We start from the raw sequence: 20,864 nt of genomic DNA, 5'->3' as shown, positions 1-20,864 counted from the left end.
GCGCCCAGCGGTTACGGTCGGAAGGTGCACGACAAGCCCCACACCCCCGCCGCCGACGCCCCGGCGGGCTGCCCCGCCGCCGGGCCCGCCCCCGCCCTGTTCACCTGGGAGTTCGCCGCCGACCCGTACCCCGCGTACGCCTGGCTGCGCGAGCATGCGCCGGTGCACCGGACCGAGCTGCCCAGCGGCGTCGAGGCCTGGCTGGTGACGCGGTACACCGAGGCGCGGCAGGCGCTCGCCGACGCCCGGCTGTCCAAGAACCCGGTCCACCACAGCGAGGCCGCGCACGGCAAGGGCAAGGTCGGCATCCCGGGGGAGCGCAGCGCGAACCTGATGACGCATCTGCTCAATATCGACCCCCCGGACCACACCCGGCTGCGCCGGCTGGTCTCGAAGGCGTTCACCCCGCGCCGGGTCGCCGCCTTCGCCCCGCGGGTCCAGGAGCTGACCGACCAGCTCATCGACGCCATGATCGCCAAGCCGGGCGGCGCGGGGCAGGCCGATCTGATCCATGAGTTCGCGTTCCCGCTGCCCATCTACGCGATCTGCGATCTGCTGGGGGTGCCGCGCGAGGACCAGGACGACTTCCGGGACTGGGCGGGCATGATGCTGCGACACACGAAAGCGGGGCACGGCGGTGGACCGCGCGGCGGCGTCGCAAAGTCGGTCAAGAAGATGCGCGGCTATCTCGCCGAGCTGATCCACCGCAAGCGCGCGTCGCTGGGCGACACCGCCGAGGCGGACGAGGATCTGATCTCCGCCCTGATCCGGGCCTCCGACCACGGGGAGCATCTGACCGAGAACGAGGCCGCAGCGATGGCCTTTATCCTGCTGTTCGCCGGTTTTGAGACCACCGTGAACTTGATCGGTAACGGCCTCTACGCGCTGCTGCGCCACCCCGCCCAGCGGGAGCTGCTCCAGAAGTCGATCGCGGCGGGCGACGCCGAGCTGCTCACCACCGGCATCGAGGAACTGCTCCGCTACGACGGCCCCGTGGAGCTGGCGACCTGGCGGTTCGCGACCGAGGAGCTGACGCTCGGCGGGCAGCGGATCGCGGAGGGGGACCCGGTCCTGGTGGTGCTGGCCGCCGCCGACCGCGACCCGGCGCGCTTCGAGGAGCCGGATGTGCTCGATCTGACCCGGCGTGACAACCAGCATCTGGGATACGGGCACGGCATCCACTACTGCCTGGGTGCGCCGCTCGCCCGGCTCGAAGGACAGACCGCGCTGGCGACCCTGCTGACCCGCCTCCCGGACATCCGGCTTGCGGCGGAACCGGACGATTTGCGCTGGCGCGGCGGGCTCATCATGCGCGGACTGCGTTCACTTCCGGTGGAGTTCACTCCGGATCGGCTCTGACCAGCGACAAGGCCATATGTGACGCAGAGTCAACTGCGTGACCTTTACGTGATCTCCGCTACACCGACTTGTGACTACCCGTGACCCCGGCTACCTTTCGACCCTACGATCGACAGGCTTCACTCGATCGGTCGAAGCGGCGATGTGGGGGACCGTTGTATACGGTGCCGCTCGCGTGCGTCGGCCGGCCGGAAGCCTCGTCGAGCAGCTCGAAGAGCTCGTCGACAACTCAACCGCCGCGCGAAAGGCATCCGCATGCGTTCCGGGAACGGCCGACATCGTCGCCCCCGTCAGGCACCGGCCATCTTTGTCACGGCGGGAGTGACCGGCGCCGGCTTCGCCCTCCCCCTCCTCGGGGCGAGCGGCGCACACGCCGCCGACACCGCGACCTGGGACAAGGTCGCCCAGTGCGAGAGTGCAGGCGTGTGGAGCGCCGCCTCGGGCAACGGCTACTACGGCGGCCTCCAGCTGACCCAGGAGATGTGGGACGACTACGGCGGCTCGGCCTACGCCTCGCGCCCCGACTACGCCAGTCGCTCCCAGCAGATCGCCGTGGCCGAGTCGATCCTCGACGACCGCGGGCCGGACGCCTGGCCGAGCTGCGCCGTGAACGCGGGGCTGACCGGCGACGGCAAGGCCCCGGAGGTCGACCCCGGCAGCACCAGCACCCCCGCGCCCGACCCGTCGGACTCGCAGGGCTCCCTCGACCCCTGGGACACCTCCGGTTCCCACGACCACGGGGACTCCGCCGGCAAGGACGACGCGCCGCGCGATGAGCAGGGCGACGAGCAGGACAGGCGGCCGTCCGACGCGACGCCCTCGCCCGACGCCTCGGACTCCGGCGAGCCCGGCGACGCGTCCACGAGCCCGGAGCCGTCCGACCCGGCCACGCCCGGCGACCGGGACGACGACCACGACCCGTCGCAGTCCGCCGACCCGTCCGACGACGCCCCGTCCGACGACGACGCGTCCGGCAGCCCCTCCACGGACCCGTCCGGGGACGGCAGCCGCACGGACAGCACCGGCACGCCCCGCGAGGTGCCCGCCAAGGGCAAGCACCGCGGTGAGGCGGGCGACGAGGGCGCCAAGGACGACGACGGCAGGTCCGGCGGCCGGCACGCCTCGCGCGGCGATGACGCGCACCGTACGGGCCCGGCGGCCGGCGGCGACTACACGGTGCGCCCGGGTGACAGCCTGTCAGCCATCGCCACGGCCCACCGGCTGCCCGGCGGCTGGGCCGCGCTCTACGACCGCAACGAGGGCGTCATCGGGTCCGACGCGGACCTGATCCAGCCCGGTCAGCAGCTCGATCTCGGGCGGAACGCAGGGTAGTTCGGCACCCTTCGCCCTCTTTTGGGAAAGTGAGACAAGGGTCTCGTTGACTCTCGTGGGGTCCGGTGTGCTCAACACCGGCATACCGGGCCCCACCTGCGGATACGTAATCAACCCGTGATCAAAAGCGGTCAACTTGGTTCAGATGGTGGGGTTTGAACCCCAGGGGTATTACTGCTTAACGTCAGGATCGCTCGCCAAAGCGAGCCCCTCGATCACGCGCCGAATCCTGCCGGTGGTCGAAGGCACTTGACGCGCAAGCGCCGAAGGCAGGAGCGGGGGACCCAAGGTAAGTGCCGGCCCCGCCCGTGAAAACGGGTCAACCGGCTTGGGGTGAAGCCAGGTGCGCTTGCGTACCGGGCCGGGCGACTCATCAGCCCGAACCCGACAGCTCACCTCGTAGGCGTCGGTGAGGAAACGAACGAACCATGCTGATCTTCAAGGGCAAGCACCGTCGTCCCTCCAAGGCCGTCCGCGTCGCCACCCTCGCCGGTGTGGCCAGTGCCGCCGTGGCCGTCCCGATGATGGGTGCCACCTCCGCCTCCGCCGCCTCCGTCGCCACCTGGGACAAGGTCGCCCAGTGCGAGTCCGGCGGCAACTGGTCGATCAACACCGGTAACGGCTACTTCGGTGGCCTCCAGTTCTCCAACTCCAGCTGGGCCGCCGCCGGTGGTACCAAGTACGCGCCGCGCGCCGACCTGGCCAGCAAGGCCCAGCAGATCTCCGCCGCCGAGAAGCTCCTCGCCATCCAGGGCCCGGGCGCCTGGTCCTGCGCCGGTGCGGGCAACCTGACCGCCGGTGGTCCGTCCCCCGACGTCGACACCTCCGCGCAGACCAAGTCCGCGCCGAAGCAGGAGTCGGCCAAGCCGGAGGTCAAGAAGGCCCCGTCCCAGGACCGTGCCTCGCGCTCCGCCGAGCGCAAGTCCACCGGCCACGGCAACTACACCGTCAAGGCGGGCGACACCCTCGCCAAGATCGCCAAGGCGCACGGCACCAACTGGAAGTCGGTCTACGAGGCCAACAAGTCGGTCATCGGCGGCAACCCGAACCTGATCATGCCGGGTCAGCAGCTCAACGTCTGAGCCGGAGCTCACCGGGGCTCCTGAGGGCCCGAGCGGCGGGCCCCCTTTCCCTCCGTGAGACCGCCCCGTCACGGCGCGCCCTTCCCCCCAGCGCGCCGTGGCGGGGCTTCTCCCGTTCCGGGCCGCACCGGGCCCGCACCCGGCGCGCGCCGCCCGGCGGCAGGCCGCTGACCGGCGCCGTTCCGCGACTTCTCCCGCTCGGCGAACAATGTGCCAAACGTCCCGCCCGCTGGGCCTTTGGGCAGGTTTTCGGGGGTGTTCCGTCCCACGGAGCGGGCCAAGGGCAGGCGGACGAGCCCGGGGCCGTTAGGCTCATGCGCAGAACGCCAGACACCCACGAAGGAGACAACGTGCCGTCGATCGACGTCGTCGTAGCCCGCGAAATTCTCGACTCGCGAGGTAATCCCACGGTCGAGGTCGAGGTCGGCCTCGACGACGGCAGCACCGGCCGTGCCGCCGTCCCGTCCGGCGCCTCCACCGGCGCCTTCGAGGCCATCGAGCTCCGCGACGGCGACCCGAACCGCTACCTCGGCAAGGGCGTCGAGAAGGCCGTCCTGGCCGTCATCGAGCAGATCGGCCCGGAGCTCGTCGGCTACGACGCGACCGAGCAGCGGCTGATCGACCAGGCGATGTTCGACCTGGACGCCACCGACAACAAGGGCTCGCTCGGCGCCAACGCCATCCTCGGCGTCTCCCTCGCCGTCGCGCACGCCGCCTCCGAGGCCAGCGACCTTCCGCTGTTCCGCTACCTCGGCGGCCCGAACGCGCACGTCCTGCCCGTCCCGATGATGAACATCCTCAACGGTGGGTCGCACGCCGACTCCAACGTGGACATCCAGGAGTTCATGATCGCCCCGATCGGCGCGGAGTCCTTCTCCGAGGCGCTGCGCTGGGGCACCGAGGTCTACCACACCCTCAAGAAGGTCCTGAAGGAGCGCGGCCTGTCCACCGGTCTCGGTGACGAGGGTGGCTTCGCCCCGAACCTGGGCTCCAACCGTGAGGCCCTCGACCTCATCCTGGAGGCCATCAAGCAGGCCGGTTACGCCCCCGGCCAGGACATCGCGCTCGCGCTGGACGTCGCCGCCTCCGAGTTCTACAAGGACGGCAAGTACCAGTTCGAGGGCAAGGACCGCTCGGCCGCCGAGATGACCGAGTACTACGAGGAGCTGGTCGCGGCCTACCCGCTGGTCTCCATCGAGGACCCGCTGTTCGAGGATGACTGGGCCGGCTGGAAGGTCATCACCGACAAGCTCGGCGCCAAGGTGCAGCTGGTCGGCGACGACCTGTTCGTCACCAACCCCGAGCGCCTGGCCCGCGGCATCGAGGAGGGCTCCGCCAACTCGCTGCTGGTGAAGGTCAACCAGATCGGCTCGCTGACCGAGACCCTGGACGCCGTCGAGCTGGCCCAGCGCAACGGCTTCAAGTGCATGATGTCGCACCGCTCCGGTGAGACCGAGGACGTCACCATCGCCGACCTCGCCGTCGCCACCAACTGCGGCCAGATCAAGACCGGCGCCCCGGCCCGCTCCGAGCGCGTCGCCAAGTACAACCAGCTGCTGCGCATCGAGGAGATCCTCGACGACGCCGCGGTCTACGCCGGCCGCTCCGCCTTCCCGCGCTTCCGCCACGGCAGCTGACGAAGACGGCCCGCTGCCAGGCCGGACAGGGCAGCAGGGGCTGAACGGGCGAGGCAATCGCCCCGCGCCCCGTACGTCCCCGGCGACGGTCCCGTACCGTTGCCGGGGACGTACCTGCTTGAAGCAGTCAGGCGTCCGTCAGTGAAGGGGAGACGACGTGCCCGCGGACCGGTTCTCGACCGCGACCCGACTCAAGGCGCTCGGCGAGCAGGCCGCCGCCCGCGTCTACCGCGCCCGGCCGCCCCGCCGCAACCGCCTCACCGGCCGTGCCGCCCTGCTGGCGCTGGTGATGTGCTCCCTGGTCGTCGCGCTCGCGTATCCCATAAGGCAGTACGTCTCCCAGCGCTCCGACATCGCCGAGCAGCGCCGTAAGGCCCAGGACGCCGGTGCGGCGCTGGACCGGCTGCGCGAGCAGAAGGCCCGCTGGCAGGACCCCGCGTTCGTACGCCAGCAGGCCCGCCGGCATCTGCACTACGTCCTGCCGGGCGAGGCCGGATACATCGTCCCGGACGGCTCCGGCACCGGCCCCGCACCCAAGGGGGCGCGGGCGGCGCAGCGCCCCTGGTACGAGAATCTGTGGGACGCCGTCGACGCCGCCGACAAGCGGTGACGCCGGCCCGTACCGCTCGCGGGCGGCAGCCCGTACCGTCGACAGCGGACGGCTCGCCGCGCCGCACCGTCCCCTCCACACCACTCACCTCATCGAAAGCGCACATGGACACGCCCCCGCCCCAGACCGAGCCCACCGAGCCCACCGCCGCGGACATCGCCGCCTTCAAGCAGCAGCTCGGCCGCCCGCCCCGCGGGCTGCGCGCCATCGCGCACCGCTGCCCCTGCGGCCAGCCGGATGTCGTCGAGACGGCGCCGCGCCTGGAGGACGGCACTCCCTTCCCCACGCTCTACTACCTCACCTGCCCGCGCGCGGCCTCCGCGATCGGCACGCTGGAGGCCAACGGCGTGATGAAGGAGATGTCCGAACGGCTGGCGACCGACCCTGCGCTTGCCGCCGCCTACCGGGCCGCCCACGAGGACTACATCCGGCGGCGGGACGCCATCGAGGTGCTGGCGGGCTTCCCGAGCGCGGGCGGTATGCCCGACCGGGTCAAGTGCCTGCACGTCCTCGTCGGCCATTCGCTGGCGGCCGGGCCGGGCGTCAACCCGCTCGGTGACGAGGCCCTCGCGATGCTGCCGGAGTGGTGGAAGAAGGGGCCGTGTGTGACCCCGTGCCAGGACACCACCGGAGACCGGGACACCCCCGAAGGAGACGCCACGTGAAGCGGGTCGCCGCCATCGACTGCGGTACGAACTCCATCCGGCTGCTGGTCGCGGACGCCGACCCGGCGACGGGTGAGCTGAAGGACCTCGACCGCCGGATGCAGATCGTCCGGCTGGGCCAGGGCGTGGACCGCACCGGGCGGCTGGCGCCCGAGGCGCTGGAGCGCACCTTCGCGGCCTGCCGGGAGTACGCCGCGGTGATCAAGGGCCTGGGCGCCGAACAGGTCCGCTTCGTGGCGACCTCCGCCTCCCGGGACGCGGAGAACCGCGACGACTTCGTCCGCGGCGTGGTGGACATCCTCGGGGTGGAGCCCGAGGTGATCACCGGCGACCAGGAGGCCGAGTTCTCCTTCAACGGCGCCACCAAGGAGCTCACCGGCATCGAGGCAGCAGGCGCGGAGCGCCTTCCCGGGAAGGGCGGTGGTGGGCGACGGGTGGGCCTGGAGCGGCCGTTCCTGGTGGTGGACATCGGCGGCGGCTCGACCGAGTTCGTCCTCGGCGCCGACTCGGTCCGCGCCGCCCGCTCGGTCGACGTCGGCTGCGTACGGATGACCGAGCGCCATCTGGTGCACGAGGGCGAGATCAGCGACCCGCCCACCCCGGGCCAGATCGCCGCGATAAAGGCCGATGTCGCCACGGCGCTGGACCAGGCCGAGGAGACCGTCCCGCTGCGCGAGGCGGCCACCCTGGTGGGCCTGGCCGGCTCGGTGACCACGGTCGCCGCGATCGCGCTGGGCCTGGACCGGTACGAGTCCGAGGCCATTCACCACTCCCGGATCTCCCTGGCGACGGTCCGCGAGATCACCGACCGGCTGCTGTCCTCCACCCACGCCGAGCGCGCGGCCATCCCCGTCATGCACCCGGGCCGGGTCGACGTGATCGCCGCGGGTGCGCTGGTGCTGCTGTCGATCATGGAACGGACCGGCGCCGAGGAGGTCGTCGTCAGCGAGCACGACATCCTGGACGGCATCGCCTGGAGTCTCGCCGGCTGAGATGAGCACGGGGCGGCAGAGGTCGGCAACGGCCTCTGCCGCCCGGCTTTTTGAGCGGACCCGCGGCCCGGCTGAGCGGCTTTCAGGGTGCTTCGGCGGGCTTCACAGCGGGCTCCGGGAAGAAAGTTCGTGAAATCCTTCACATGAAAAACCCTGTCGTTGGACGAACAATCTCAGTGTTCGGCCCTCAATCGAAGGTCCTAGGTCTTCTCGACCCGGTGAATGCGCGGTTCCGTAAGCCGCGCCGAAGCGCCCGTGGCGATGGCGGTTCGGCCGCTCGACGGGCCGTGACGCCGGAACAACGCCTGATCAACGCGGGTGTCCAACGCCTTGTGGTGCACAGTGGTTCCGCTTTGGACTATGGCGTCGGTCACGAAGCCGGCGGAGTGTAGCAGACACCCCTCCGGTGCTTGTGAAGGGGCTCACGAGCGACCCCCCATGTGGGGGTGGATACTCGATTGCATGAGCACCACGGAGCGTCCCAGGATCCTCGTTGTAGGCGGTGGGTACGTAGGCCTGTACGCGGCACGCCGCATCCTCAAGCAGATGCGGTACGGCGAGGCGACCGTCACGGTCGTCGACCCGCGCTCGTACATGACGTACCAGCCCTTCCTCCCCGAAGCTGCTGCCGGCAGCATCTCCCCCCGCCACGTCGTGGTGCCGCTACGACGCGTGCTCCCCAAGGCGGAGGTCCTCACCGGCCGGGTCACCACCATCGACCAGGATCGCAAGGTCGCCACGATCGCGCCGCTCGTCGGCGAGGCGTACGAGCTGCCCTTCGACTACCTGGTCATCGCGATGGGCGCGGTCTCCCGCACCTTCCCGATCCCCGGCCTGGCCGAGAACGGCATCGGCATGAAGGGCGTGGAAGAGGCCATCGGCCTGCGCAACCACGTGCTGGAGCAGCTGGACAAGGCCGACTCCACGACCGACGAGGAGGTCCGCCGCAAGGCGCTGACCTTCGTCTTCGTCGGCGGTGGCTTCGCGGGTGCGGAGACCATCGGTGAGGTCGAGGACATGGCCCGCGACGCCGCGAAGTACTACAACAACGTGAAGCGCGAGGACATGCGCTTCCTGCTGGTCGACGTCGCCGACAAGATCCTCCCCGAGGTCGGCCCGAAGCTCGGTGCGTACGGCAAGGAGCACCTGGAGAGCCGCGGCGTCGAGGTCTACCTCAAGACCGGCATGGACTCCTGCGTCGACGGCCACGTGAAGCTCAACAACGGCCTTGAGGTCGACTCCAACACCATCGTGTGGACCGCGGGCGTCAAGCCGAACCCGGCGCTGGCCCGCTTCGGTCTGCCGCTCGGCCCGCGCGGCCACGTCGACACCGGCACCACCCTCCAGGTGCAGGGCACCGACTACATCTGGGCCGCAGGCGACAACGCCCAGGTCCCGGACATGGTCGGCCGCAAGAACGGCAACGAGAACGCCTGGTGCCCGCCGAACGCGCAGCACGCGCTGCGGCAGGCCAAGGTCCTCGGCGACAACGTGCTCTCCGGTATGCGGGGCTTCCCGCAGAAGGAGTACAGCCACGCCAACAAGGGTGCGGTCGCCGGTCTGGGCCTGCACAAGGGCGTCGCGATGATCGTCATGGGCAAGGTGAAGATCAAGCTCAAGGGCCGTCTCGCCTGGTACATGCACCGCGCGTACCACGGCATGGCGATGCCGACGTTCAACCGCAAGATCCGGGTCTTCGCCGACTGGACGCTGGCCATGTTCCTCAAGCGCGAGGTCGTCTCGCTCGGCGCCATGGAGAACCCCCGCGAGGAGTTCTACGAGGCCGCCAAGCCGGCGCCGGCCCCGCCGACCGCCGCCGAGGCCGGGGACAAGACGAAGGCCAAGGCCTCCTGAATTCCCGGTCGGCTACTCCGACCAGCCCGAAGGGCGTCCGCCATCCGTGGGGCGGGCGCCCTTTGGCGTGTCCACTCTGGCGCAAAGCGGGCGGTGTGCGGTTCTCTTACGTGTGAACGGGACTAACTGGGCGCCCCATTGGCGTTTACGTGGTGGGTGAATCTTCTTCGCCCGACTCGTCAACACGGAGGTGTGCGACATGGCCGATGCCGCTGGACGGCTCACCAAGCTCGCCGAGGAGGTACTGGGAGCACCGCTCCCGGTACGCATCCGCGCCTGGGACCGCAGCGAGTCCGGCCCGCCGGGGGCACCCACCCTCGTCATCCGCCATCGCCGGGCCCTGCGCCGGCTGCTGTTCAGGCCGGGCGAACTCGGTCTGGCCCGCGCCTGGGTGGCCGGCGACCTCGACATCGAAGGCGATCTCTACGAGGCGCTGGACCGGCTCGCCGGGCTGATCTGGGAGCGCGACGACGCCCCCAAACCGCCGCGCGCCGCCCTCGTACGCGCCCTGGCCCGCCCCGAGATCCGCGCCGCCGCCCGGGAAATGCTCACCCTGGCCGGCGCCCCGGTGCCGCCGACGCCGCCCGCGGAAGAGCTCCGACGCCGCCGCGGACCGCTGCACACCCTGCGGCGCGACAAGGAAGCCATCAGCCACCACTACGACGTCGGCAACGACTTCTACGCCCTGGTGCTCGGACCGTCCATGGTCTACTCCTGCGCCTACTGGGAGAGCCCCCGGGCCACGCTGGAGGACGCCCAGCGCGACAAGCTCGACCTGATCTGCCGCAAGCTCGGCCTCCGCGAGGGGCAGCGGCTGCTGGACGTGGGCTGCGGCTGGGGCTCGATGGTGCTGCACGCGGCCCGCGAGTACGGCGTCCGGGCGGTCGGTATCACCCTCTCCGAGGAGCAGGCCGGCTTCGCCCGTAAGCGGATCGCCGAGGCCGGGCTCGCCGACCGGATCGAGATCCGGGTGCAGGACTACCGCGAGATCCATGACGAGCCGTTCGACGCGATCTCCTCGATCGGGATGGCCGAGCACGTCGGCCGCACCCAGTACGCGGAGTACGCCGACGCCCTGTACTCCCTGCTCAAGCCCGGTGGACGACTGCTCAACCACCAGATCGCCCGGCGACCGGTCGCGGACGAGGAGGCGTATCACGTCGATGAGTTCATCGACCGGTATGTGTTCCCGGACGGTGAGCTGGCGCCGGTCGGCCGGACCGTCGGCCAGCTGGAGGAGGCCGGGTTCGAGGTCCGGGACGTGGAAGCGATCCGGGAGCACTACGCGCTGACGCTGCGCAGCTGGGTCGCCAACCTGGAGCGGCACTGGGACGAGGCGGCGCGGCTCACCTCCCCCGGCCGGGCCCGGGTCTGGCGGCTGTACATGGCCGCGTGCGCGCTGTCCTTCGAGCGCAACCGCATAGGAGTCAACCAGGTGCTGGCGGTCCGGACCCCGGAGCCCGGGGACGCGGGGACGCCGCTGCGGGCGCGGGACTGGACCGGCTGACGCCCCCCTACCTCACCCACACACCCTCCCCCGCCCCCACCGGCCCTCCCCCCGAAGGGGGGAGGGCCGGTGACGGTGGGGGGGCGGGGGCGGGGGCGGAAGAGGCCGCCCCGACGGCGCCCGCCGGGGCCGCCTGAAACCGGGCGGCTAGTCGGCCTTGATCGCGCTGAGCATGTTCAGCCGGGCCGCGCGGCGGGCCGGCCACAGGGCGGCCAGCACTCCGACGAGCGCGGCCAGGCCGAGGAAGAGGCCCAACCGCCCCCACGGCAGCACCAGTTCGTAGCTCGGCATCGCAGCGCTGATCAGTTCACCGGCCGCCCAGCCGAAGAACACGCCCAGGCCGACGCCGAGCACCCCGCCGAACAGCGAGATCACCAGCGACTCCAGCCGCACCATGCGCTTGACCCCGCGCCGGTCCAGGCCGATGGCGCGCAGCATGCCGATCTCCTGGGAGCGTTCGAAGACCGACATCGCCAGGGTGTTGATGACGCCGAGGACCGCGACGATCACGGCCATGGCCAGCAGGCCGTAGAGCATGTTCAGCATCATCGTGACCGATCGGGAGATGCCCTCGGACACGTCCTTCTTGTCGGCGACGGTGATGGCCGGGTTGTTGCCGAGCGCCTTGGCCAGGGTGTCCTTGTTGCCGTCGGTGGCCCCGTCGGCCATCTTGACCAGGATCTGGTCGTCGGCGAGGTGCTTCTGGTGCGGTGCCAGGGTGGCGTTGTCGAGGACGAGGCCGCGGAACATGTCGTTGCCCTCGTAGACGCCGGAGAGGGTCAGCGTGGCCTTCTTGCCGTCGGGGAACGTCACCGGGACACGGGAGCCGGTCTTCCAGTGCTTGTTCTTCGCGGTGTCGCCGTCCACGACGGCCCGGGTGCCGCGCAGTTCGCCGAGCGCGCCCTCGGTGAAGTTCAGCTGGGTCAGGGCGTCGAACTCCCGGCCGTTGACGCCGTTCAGCATCTCGATCTCGTCGCCGCTCTGGGCCATCACCTTGCGCAGCGGGCTGCTGGCCACCACCCCGTCCGCCGCGTCGACCGCCTTCTCCAGCTGGGGGGAGAGCGGCTGCCCGCTGTCCATGGAGATGACGTAGTCGGCCTTCAGCGACTCGGTGGCCAGCTTGTCGACGCCCTTCTGGACACTGGTCGCGATCACCGTCAGTCCGGTGATCAGGGTCAGCCCGACCATCAGCGCCGAGGCGGTGGTGGCGGTACGGCGCGGATTGCGGAGCGCGTTCTGCCGGGCGAGGATGCCGGCGGTGCCGAACGTCCGCAGGACGGGGGCGGCCAGCGCGATCAGCGGGCGGGAGAGCAGCGGCGTCAGGATGAAGACGCCGATCAGCAGCAGCACCGCTCCCATACCCATGGTGCTGCGGCCGTCGTCCATACCGGTGGCGGCCAGCACAGCGGCGGTACCGAGACCCGCGAAGACCGCGCCGATGCTGTTGCGGACCACCAGCGACTTGGTGGTGGCGGGGACGTGCACACTGTTCATCGCGGCGACCGGCGGAATCTTCGCGGCGCGCCGGCCCGGCAGCCAGGCGGCCAGCACCGTGATGACGATGCCCACGGCCAGCGCGGTCAGCACCGTGGTCGGCGCCACCACCAGCGGTCCGTCCGGCAGCTGCCCGGTGGTGCTGCTCACCAGCGCGCGCAGGCCCGCACCGACGCCGATACCGGCCACCAGGCCCGTCGCACCGGCGATCGTGCCGACCAGGAACGCCTCGATCAGCACCGAGCGGGTGACCTGGCGGCGGGCGGCGCCGACCGCCCGCAGCAGCGCCAGTTCCCTGGTGCGCTGGGCGACCAGCATGGTGAAGGTGTTGGCGATGAGGAAGATGCCGACGAAGAGCGAGATACCGGCGAAGACCATCAGCCCGGTCTTCATCCCGTCCATCTGCTGCTCGATCATGTCGGCCTGCTCGTCGGCGAGTTGCTTGCCGGTGATGACCTCGGCACTGCCCGGGGGCAGCGCCCGCTCGACCGCGTGCTGCAGGGCGGTCTGGGACATCCCCGCCGCGGCGGTCACCTGGACCACGCTGTATCCGCCGGGCATCCGGAACAGCTTCTGCGCGGTCGGGGTGTCGAACAGCGTGAGGGTGCCGCCGGCCGAGGCCCGGGCGTCGTCGGTGGTGAAGATGCCGGTCAGCTTCGGCTCCCGGACCGGCCCGTCGACGGAGATCCGTACGGTGTCGCCGACCCGGTAGCCGGCCTTGTCGGCGGTGCGGGAGTCCAGCGCGATCTGGTCCGGGCCCTTGGGGGCGGCGCCGTCCCGCATCGGGTAGCGCGCGTCCTTGCCGTCCTTGCCCGGGAAGTAGTTGCTGCCGCGGGTCGAGAGGCCCGTGCCGAGCAGCTTGCCGTGCTTGTCGGCGACGCCGGTGTAGCCGGAGGCGAGGCCGGTGGTGGCCGCGACGCCGGGCACCCGGTTCACGGTGTCGAGCAGCTTCTGGTCGACCTGGGAGGTGTCTTCGGGGCTCCCGGGGCCCGCGTCGGACTGCGGCGGCTCAAGGGCCACGTCGACGTGTTCGAGGCTCTTCTGGGAGCTGCTGCGGAAGGCGTCGGAGAGGGTCGAGGTGAAGACCAGGGTGCCGGAGACGAAGGCCACGCCGAGCATCACGGCGAGCACGGTCATCAGCAGCCGGGCCTTGTGCGCAAGCACATTGCGCAAGGCGGTGCGGAACATGAGTCAGTCCTGGAGGAGTGGTGCGGAGCGCGGGTGGCTGCCGGTGATCAGCTGGTGCGGGCGGTGGCGTCGGAACCGGGGGTCCGCGGGCCGCCCCCGGAGAGGTTCCGCATGCGTTCCAGCACGCTGTCGGCGGTCGGGCCGGCGATGTCGTCGACGATCCGGCCGTCGGCGAGGAAGACCACGCGGTCCGCGTAGGAGGCGGCGACCGGGTCGTGGGTCACCATCACCACGGTCTGGCCCAGTTCGCGTACGGAGTTGCGCAGGAAGCCGAGGGCCTCGGCGCCGGAGCGGGAGTCGAGGTTGCCGGTGGGCTCGTCGGCGAAGATGATCTCGGGCTGGGAGGCGAGCGCGCGGGCGACCGCGACGCGCTGCTGCTGGCCGCCGGAGAGCTGGCTGGGGCGGTGCTTGAGGCGGTCGGCCAGGCCGACGGTCTGCACGACGCGGTCCAGCCAGGCGCGGTCCGGCTTACGGCCCGCGATGTCCATGGGCAGGGTGATGTTCTCCAGGGCGGTCAGGGTCGGCAGCAGGTTGAACGCCTGGAAGATGAAGCCGATCTTGTCGCGCCGGAGTTGGGTGAGCTTCTTGTCCTTGAGGCCGGTCAGTTCGGTGTCGCCGATCCGGGCGGAGCCGCCGGAGATGGCGTCCAGTCCGGCCATGCAGTGCATCAGCGTCGACTTGCCGGACCCCGAGGGGCCCATGATCGCGGTGAATTGGGCCTGCCGGAACTCGACGGAGACCGCGTCCAGGGCGACCACCTGGGTCTCGCCCTGTCCGTAGACCTTGGTGAGGTCCGTGGCGCGGGCGGCCGCCGTGGTGGCGCGGGGGGCGGTGGCGACGCCGGAGTGGTGGGTGGTCACGGGAGGGTGCTCCTGTCGTACGAGGGATCAGGCCCGCGGCGGCCCCGGGGACCCGGGTGGCGGACGGACCGCGGACGTTCTCCATCGTGGGCCCGGGGGAGGGGTGAGCACGTCAACCCCTGTGGTCGCTTTCGACCACCCCTGGGACGTATCGGGGGTCCGTCCGTCATCCCTGCGGAGGAGGCGACTCCAGATGCTGTTGCCTTGCTCACGGCCGCCGGAGGGTCGGCCGGACGGGGGCGACGGCCACCCCGGCGAGGCATCGAGTTTCCGTCAATTCGGGCATGAAAATGCGCCGGGGGGCTTCCCGCCGAAGGTGGGCTTCAGGCATGTGCCGAAGGCCCGTACCGGTCGCTGATGCTCACTCAGTTGCCAATAAAATAAGACAACCTCGGGAAGAGCGGCCGATGTGTGTCGTGCACTGCGGGCTACGCTCGTGCTGCCCTCTTTGAGGTGCCATGGGGGATCCCAGGCCCGGATGGTGGAATGCAGACACGGCGAGCTTAAACCTCGCTGGCCTACGGCCGTGCCGGTTCAAGTCCGGCTCCGGGCACTCCGCTCGCAGCGGAGCTTAACTGAATTTTCAACGAGAAGGGGCCGCCGGGGAAAGCCGGCGGCCCCTTCTCGCATTGTGAGTTGTCGGCTCAGCGCTCCACGAGCGCGAACAAGCTCTCCCAGCGGCCGACAATCTCCTCCGTGGAGAACCGCTGGATGTTCTCCCGGGCGGCTTCGCCCATCGTGTCCCGCAGCTCCTTGTCGGACATCAGGGCGTCGAGATGCCGGGCGAATTCGGTGATATTGCCCGGCGGGGCGAGGAAGCCGTCCACGCCGTCCGTGATGATCTCGTGGACGCCGGGCGCCACATCGAACGCCACACACGGCACGGCCGTCGCCATCGCCTCCATGGGCGCCAGCGGGAAGCCCTCACCCCGCGAACTGAGCGCGAACACCGCGCTCTTGCGCAGCGCCCCCGGCACATCGCCGGTCCGGCCCATCCACTCGACCGTGCCGGTGATCCCCAGCTCCGCGGCCTGCTTGCGCAGCGCCTCCTCCTCCTCACCGGAGCCGTAGACCCGCAGCGTCCAGTCGGGATGCTGCGGGGAGACCCTGGCCCAGGCCTCCAACAGCAGGTCCACGCCCTTCTCTTCGTGCAGCCGGCCGATGCTGACCACGCAGTTGCCGGAGCGGTCCGAGGGCACCTCGGGGAAGAAGGGCAGCGGGTTCGGCATGAAGCCGACGTTGTCCATCCGCTGCCGGATCCAGCGGTCCGCGTCTTCCCGGGTGAGCGTCAGCATTCGGTCGACGTCCTGGTAAAACCGCTTGACCCGGGCGAACCGGGAGGACTTGCGGCAGGTGTCGAAGGATTCATGGCTCATCCCGAACACCGTCAGCCCCGCGGTATCGGCCAGCGCGACCCACTCCATGGCCCACACCTGAGTGACGATCACCACCCCGCCGGGCTTCGCCGCCCGGAACAGCGCGCTCAACTTGGCCGCCTGCTCCCGCATTCCGGCTTCCCGGGCCGCCCGGCGGCGCTGCTCGACGAGGTTGAGTCTGTCCTTGAGGCCGCGTACCGGGGTCAGGGTCGGCGGGTGCTCGGCGTACAGCGTCGTGGTCCGGAACGGCACGTCGGGGGCCAGCTCCTGGACCCGTCCCTCAGGGGCCGGCACCACGCCGACGAGGTGCACCCGGTGGCCCCGCTCGCTGAACAGCCGCGCCATCTGGTGCGACCAACTGGTGATGCCACCCAGCTCGTTGACGCTGTTGGACACGAAGAAGATGTCCCGCGGCTCGGCTGCGTTCGACTTGGTCATCAACGGCTCCACTGGGCGAAAAACTGATCGACGATGCTCCGGGCGGCGTCGCCCCGGTCGTATTCGCCGAACTTGGCGACGAATTCCCTGCGGCACTTCGCGTATTCCAGCGCCTGCGACTCGAACGACTTGATCGTCTCGTGGAAATCGTCCTCGGTGCGGACCACCGGACCCGGTGCGTGCTCCAGCAGATCGAAGTAGGTGCCGCGCCCCTCGTGCACATACTCGTCGTAGTCGTAGGTGAAGAACACCAGGGGCCGGTCGAGCAGCGCATAGTCGAACATCACTGACGAATAGTCGGTGATCAGCCCGTCGGCCAGCTCCAGCAGCGGCGTCACATCGTGGCGCGCCGATACGTCGATGACCCGGCCCTGCACGGTCGGTGGCAGCACCACATGATTGAGGTAGTGCGAACGCACCAGGAGGACATAGCGGTCGCCGAACTGATCGGCGAAACGCTCCACGTCGAAGGGCAATTCGAAGCGCCCGTGGCGCCCGCCCGCCTTGCGGAACGTCGGCGCGTAAAGGAGTACGGTCCGGTCCTCGGGAATGCCCAACTCCGCGGCCAGCGGCCCGCGTTCACGCACCCCGCGCTCGGCCTCCCGCTCCCGGGCGTGCACCAGTGCGTCATTGCGCGGGTATCCCGCCCGCAGCAGCGTCTTCTCCTGGAGCCGGAACGCCTTGGCCAGGGTGTGCACATCGTGCTCGGAGCGGACCAGGAAGCGGTCGAAGCGGTCCAGCGAACGCTGCTGCTCCTCCTGCTGCCGGCGGGTCTGCGCCTTCAGCGCCGGCTGGTCGAAGCCCATGTTCTTCAGCGCCGAGCCGTGCCACGTCTGGAGGTAGGTGGTCTCCGGGCGCTTGGTGAGCTTGAGCGGGTAGCTCTGGTTGTCCACCCAGAACTCGGCCTGCGCCAGCGCCTTGAGATACGGCAGCGACCAGCGCCGTACGAGCGTGACGTCCTTGGGGAAGTCCTTCGGGGACCCGGCGTACGACCAGATCGCCTCGAACTCCAGGCCCTGCCGCCGCATCTCCTCGTAGAGGGCGCGCGGGCTGTCGCTGTACTGCTTGCCCAGGTGGCTCTCGAAGACCACCGTGCGCTTCTTGATCGGCAGCCGGCAGAACACCTCGTGGTAGGCGCGGAGCTTGTTGTCGCCGGAGGTGACCTTCTGGCGCAGCGCCTTCGCCTTGCGGAAGCCGGTCTTGGCCAGCGTCCCCGGCTTGCCGCGCACCCCGCGGTTGATCAGCTCCTGCACGCGCTCGGCGCTGCGGCCCTCGCTGACCAGGCGGAACGCCAGATGACCCTTGGCCGAGACATGCGGTGCGAGATGGTCGGCGACCATCCGCGTCAGCCGCGGCCGCACCGGCAGCGGCTCGGACAGCCCGGTGTCGGCGACGGTGAGCCGGGTCGTGGTGTGCACCCCGTCCACGTCCAGGCGCAGCCGTACGTCCCAGATGGTGTCGACGATGCCCAGCGGGCGCAGCTTCGCGGTGAGGTCCGCGGTGGCCTCCCAGTGGACGGTGTCGCCCTCGTGGCGCAGCTCCCGCACCGGGAACTGGAAGGACTGGAGGCTGCGCCGCCGGGCGCTGAACTCCAGCCGGCCCTTGAGGCGGGCACCGGGCGGGATGACGCCGAGCGGATTGGTGATCCGGCCGGCCAGCGAGACCGCCTTGCCGGACGCGCTGAAGCGGGTGAGCTGGTTGCGCAGGAACAGCTGGTTGACCGGTTTCTCGTGGTAGCCGATGTCGGTCACGTCCAGGATCTCGCGCCCGAAGGTGTCGTCGAGGTGGCCGTCGCACCAGTAGATCCGGCCGTCGTGCTCGGCAAGCGGCGAGGAGACCTTGTCGCGGTTGATGAGGGTGTCGACCGCCGGGATCAGGTTCTCCCAGTCACCCTGCTGGAGCAGGTAGGCGCAGATGGCCTGGATCGGCTGGACCCGCTCGTACGCCTCGGGGGCGATGCTCGCGAGGTATTCCCGGGAGAGCTCGCAGAATTCCTGCCGATAGGAATCGTCGCGGAACGGCAGATCCCGCAGATGCAGCACCAGATCGTGCTTGAGGAATTTCACGTCCTTGGCGAGCTTCAGCTCGTCCAGTCCGCGTTCCGCCAGCAATGCGTCGATGCGCCGGTGGATCTCCAGCCGGTGCGTGTAGTTGGTCATTTCGTGGCGCCGGTTCGTCACCGACTTCACGGCGGCCCGTTCGTATACGTGCCAGAAATAGACCTGATTGGGAATCAGGGTGATGCGTCCCGCCGCCAGATAAGCATCGGCGATAAACATCAGGTCCTCGTAGAACATCCCCTTGGGGAATCGGAGATTGTTCTCGACAAGGAAGTCCCGGCGATAGCACTTGTTGGTGGAAAGGGTGTCCCAGACGAACAGGTCCGGCAATTCTGTGACGGATTCCAGCGTGCGGGTCGTGGAGTACAGCCAGGCGTACCACTCGTCGCGCTTCTGATTGCGGGTGTCCTTGTGCAGCCGGACGCACAGACCGGAAACAATATCCGAGCCGGATTCCTCGGCGGCTTCCAGCATATTGCGGCACGCATTGATTTCCAGGACGTCATCGCTGTCCAGGAACATGACGTAGCGGCCTTCGGTGTGCTCGATGCCGACGTTCCGCGGCTCGCCTCCCGCACCGCTGTTCTCCGGCAGCTGGAAGGCTCTGACCCGTCCGGGGTGATCGGCCGCGAGCCGCTGCGCGACTTCGAAAGAACGGTCGGTGCTGCAATCGTCGACGATCACCACCTCGACGTCCCGGAGCGTTTGGTCCAGCACGGACTGAACCGCGGTCGGCAACCGGTCGGCGTCGTTGTAGACGATGACGACTACTGAGACGTCAGGCACAGGCACCTCAACCCTCTTTCGCTGCTGTTTCCCGCCAGAATAGCCCTATCTGTACCCTCGGATTACAACCGATCGCGCCCATAGCGCTACGGACGGTGAGGCGCGGGTGCATCGAGAAGGGGCACTCCGGGGTCGGATCTTGACCATGCGTCAGCCCTGCGGAACCACCCACCAGGGCAGTTCCGGCCGGCAGGGAAGACGGCCCCTCCCGCGAATCGGTTGCCTGCCGGGTCCGGTGACGTCCGTTGCGATCAGACATTTATCGGATTCCGTTCGGCGGCAGCGGGAAGAAGCCCCAGGCGGAGCAGAAGGGAAATCCCAGTTCGAGCCGTCGGCAGCGGATGACGGCAACGGACGATGACCACAGGACGACAAGAGGACGACAACAAGACGGCAAGGCGGTGGCCGGAGATCGAATACCCGGAATGCCCGGGACGGGACCGGGAGGTGTGACGGTGCGACAGCGGGCCGCCGCGGCGACGCGCCGCGGTCCGCATCCTGCTCCGGGCACGTCCGCGCCCTCCCGCACGTCCTCCTCATGGCGGATGTGCCGTCCCGGGTTCAGGGAAAGATCCTGCTCAAGAACTAGCGACGCGCCTTTGCCAGGCCATTACGCTTGCCGTCAAGGCCGCGCAGGGCGGCCATGGAGGAGTGAGATGAGGAGCAGCAACCCGGTCTTCTCGCGACGGGGGTTCAGCCGCGACACCGGCTACGCGGGCTTCAACGCACCGCCGCAGGCCGGGGCCGCCGCGAACCCGTACGCCGGAGCGAACCCCTACGCGCAGGGCGGCAACCCCTACGCGGACCCGACCAACCCGTACGCCCAGGGCCAGGCCCCCACCCAGGCGCCGCCGCAGTACACCCCGCAGACCCGCCCGATGACGATGGACGATGTCGTCGCGCGCACGGGCATGACGCTCGGCACGGTCATCGCGGGCGCCACCGTCGGCTGGCTGTTCCTGACCCAGAGCCTCGGCTTCGCCATCGGGGCCGGTCTGGTCGCGATGGTGCTGGCGCTGGTGCAGTCCTTCAAGCGGAAGCCGTCGCCCGCGCTGATCCTGGGCTACGCGGCCCTGGAGGGCCTCTTCCTCGGTGCGCTGAGCGGCTACCTCAACGGCCTGCCGAACATGAACGGCGCCCCCATGCAGGCGGTGCTGGGCACCATGGCGGTGTTCGTCGCCATGCTGGTCGCCTACAAGACGCGGATCGTGCGGGTCACCGCGCGCTTCACCCGCTTCGTGATGATCGCGGCGATGGGCTTCGTCCTGCTGTCGCTGGTCAACGTGCTGTTCATGGCGTTCGCCGGCGGTGCGGGTCTGGGCTTCCGCAGCGGCGGTCTGGGCATCGTCTTCGGCATCGTCGGCGTGGTCCTCGGCGCGCTCTTCCTGGCGCTGGACTTCAAGCAGGTCGAGGACGGCATCGCCTACGGCGCTCCGCGCGAGGAGTCCTGGCTGGCCGCGTTCGGTCTGACGCTGACCCTGGTGTGGATCTACATGGAGATGCTGCGGCTGATCTCGATCCTCCGGGGCGACTGACGCCCCACGACGCCGGCGCCCCGTGCGCCGGCGCAACCGTCGAAGGGCCCGCGGGCGAACTGCCCGCGGGCCCTTCGACGTGCGGAGTG

14 protein-coding genes, 1 tRNA gene and 1 riboswitch are annotated in these 20,864 nt (G+C 69.8%); of the genes, 11 read left to right on the top strand and 4 right to left on the bottom strand.

The window, feature by feature from the left end:
- Positions 1-24: 24 nt before the first annotated feature.
- From QT196_RS16095 to QT196_RS16055, 9 genes are all read left to right on the top strand, one after another.
- On the top strand, positions 25-1,359 hold the full coding sequence (locus QT196_RS16095; RefSeq protein WP_266738874.1) for a cytochrome P450: 1,335 nt from the start codon (positions 25-27) through the stop codon (positions 1,357-1,359).
- A gap of 255 nt (positions 1,360-1,614) precedes the next feature.
- The gene (locus tag QT196_RS16090) at positions 1,615-2,691 is read left to right on the top strand and encodes a transglycosylase family protein (RefSeq protein ID WP_290355119.1); all 1,077 of its coding nucleotides are present in this window, start codon (positions 1,615-1,617) and stop codon (positions 2,689-2,691) included.
- A 251-nt stretch (positions 2,692-2,942) separates the two neighbouring features.
- A riboswitch (cyclic di-AMP (ydaO/yuaA leader) is annotated at positions 2,943-3,112 on the top strand.
- Positions 3,113-3,119: 7 nt separating this feature from the next.
- Positions 3,120-3,773 (top strand): transglycosylase family protein, encoded by a 654-nt coding sequence (locus tag QT196_RS16085; protein WP_290355118.1) that lies wholly within the window; start codon positions 3,120-3,122, stop codon positions 3,771-3,773.
- Positions 3,774-4,123: 350 nt separating this feature from the next.
- Positions 4,124-5,410 carry a phosphopyruvate hydratase gene (gene eno / locus QT196_RS16080; RefSeq protein WP_248001168.1) on the top strand — a complete coding sequence of 429 codons (1,287 nt, stop codon included), beginning with the start codon at positions 4,124-4,126 and terminating at the stop codon, positions 5,408-5,410.
- A 157-nt stretch (positions 5,411-5,567) separates the two neighbouring features.
- A complete protein-coding gene (locus tag QT196_RS16075) occupies positions 5,568-6,020 on the top strand; it encodes a septum formation initiator family protein (RefSeq protein WP_168479556.1) in 453 nt (150 codons plus the stop codon).
- A 104-nt stretch (positions 6,021-6,124) separates the two neighbouring features.
- Positions 6,125-6,685: a DUF501 domain-containing protein gene (locus tag QT196_RS16070; RefSeq protein ID WP_168479554.1), complete on the top strand. Its 561-nt coding sequence runs from the start codon at positions 6,125-6,127 to the stop codon at positions 6,683-6,685.
- Positions 6,682-7,677 (top strand): Ppx/GppA phosphatase family protein, encoded by a 996-nt coding sequence (locus QT196_RS16065; protein WP_266738872.1) that lies wholly within the window; start codon positions 6,682-6,684, stop codon positions 7,675-7,677. The genes QT196_RS16070 and QT196_RS16065 overlap by 4 nt, the downstream gene beginning before the upstream one ends.
- 462 nt (positions 7,678-8,139) lie before the next feature.
- A complete protein-coding gene (locus QT196_RS16060; protein WP_168479550.1) occupies positions 8,140-9,531 on the top strand; it encodes an NAD(P)/FAD-dependent oxidoreductase in 1,392 nt (463 codons plus the stop codon).
- Between the two features lie 199 nt (positions 9,532-9,730).
- Complete coding sequence (locus QT196_RS16055) at positions 9,731-11,038, top strand: cyclopropane-fatty-acyl-phospholipid synthase family protein (RefSeq protein ID WP_168479548.1); 1,308 nt, start codon at positions 9,731-9,733, stop codon at positions 11,036-11,038.
- 147 nt (positions 11,039-11,185) lie between these two features.
- Here QT196_RS16055 and QT196_RS16050 read toward each other — a convergent pair whose 3' ends face one another.
- Together QT196_RS16050 and QT196_RS16045 are read right to left on the bottom strand one after the other, a co-directional pair.
- Complete coding sequence (locus tag QT196_RS16050) at positions 11,186-13,720, bottom strand: ABC transporter permease (RefSeq protein WP_266738871.1); 2,535 nt, start codon at positions 13,718-13,720, stop codon at positions 11,186-11,188.
- A 47-nt stretch (positions 13,721-13,767) separates the two neighbouring features.
- Complete coding sequence (locus tag QT196_RS16045) at positions 13,768-14,580, bottom strand: ABC transporter ATP-binding protein (protein ID WP_290355117.1); 813 nt, start codon at positions 14,578-14,580, stop codon at positions 13,768-13,770.
- A gap of 472 nt (positions 14,581-15,052) precedes the next feature.
- Between QT196_RS16045 and QT196_RS16040 the strand changes: the two genes are divergently transcribed.
- Positions 15,053-15,133, top strand: a tRNA-Leu gene (locus QT196_RS16040).
- Positions 15,134-15,224: 91 nt separating this feature from the next.
- Here the strand turns inward: QT196_RS16040 and QT196_RS16035 are convergent.
- Positions 15,225-16,394, bottom strand: coding sequence for a glycosyltransferase (locus QT196_RS16035; protein ID WP_168479542.1), 1,170 nt, complete (start codon positions 16,392-16,394; stop codon positions 15,225-15,227).
- Complete coding sequence (locus tag QT196_RS16030) at positions 16,394-19,240, bottom strand: CDP-glycerol glycerophosphotransferase family protein (protein ID WP_266738894.1); 2,847 nt, start codon at positions 19,238-19,240, stop codon at positions 16,394-16,396. Before QT196_RS16030 ends, QT196_RS16035 begins: the two co-directional genes overlap by 1 nt.
- Before the next feature lie 656 nt (positions 19,241-19,896).
- Between QT196_RS16030 and QT196_RS16025 the strand changes: the two genes are divergently transcribed.
- Positions 19,897-20,775 (top strand): Bax inhibitor-1/YccA family protein, encoded by an 879-nt coding sequence (locus tag QT196_RS16025; RefSeq protein WP_168479540.1) that lies wholly within the window; start codon positions 19,897-19,899, stop codon positions 20,773-20,775.
- Positions 20,776-20,864 lie beyond the last annotated feature (89 nt).

The organism is Streptomyces sp. P9-2B-2 (assembly GCF_030406865.1).
In the GTDB taxonomy this organism is placed as follows: Bacteria; Actinomycetota; Actinomycetes; order Streptomycetales; family Streptomycetaceae; genus Streptomyces; species Streptomyces platensis.
The sequence above is the reverse complement of the archived record's forward strand: the minus strand, read 5'-3'. Positions and strand labels throughout refer to the sequence as shown.

Bases quoted from the DNA above. Each gene is read 5' to 3' on its own strand.
- QT196_RS16035 (WP_168479542.1), bottom strand. From the start codon at position 16,394: ATGACCAAGTCGAACGCAGCCGAGCCGCGGGACATCTTCTTCGTGTCC.
- QT196_RS16025 (WP_168479540.1), top strand. From the start codon at position 19,897: ATGAGGAGCAGCAACCCGGTCTTCTCGCGACGGGGGTTCAGCCGCGAC.
- QT196_RS16050 (WP_266738871.1), bottom strand. From the start codon at position 13,720: ATGTTCCGCACCGCCTTGCGCAATGTGCTTGCGCACAAGGCCCGGCTG.
- QT196_RS16085 (WP_290355118.1), top strand. From the start codon at position 3,120: ATGCTGATCTTCAAGGGCAAGCACCGTCGTCCCTCCAAGGCCGTCCGC.
- QT196_RS16060 (WP_168479550.1), top strand. From the start codon at position 8,140: ATGAGCACCACGGAGCGTCCCAGGATCCTCGTTGTAGGCGGTGGGTAC.
- QT196_RS16070 (WP_168479554.1), top strand. From the start codon at position 6,125: ATGGACACGCCCCCGCCCCAGACCGAGCCCACCGAGCCCACCGCCGCG.
- QT196_RS16055 (WP_168479548.1), top strand. From the start codon at position 9,731: ATGGCCGATGCCGCTGGACGGCTCACCAAGCTCGCCGAGGAGGTACTG.
- QT196_RS16090 (WP_290355119.1), top strand. From the start codon at position 1,615: ATGCGTTCCGGGAACGGCCGACATCGTCGCCCCCGTCAGGCACCGGCC.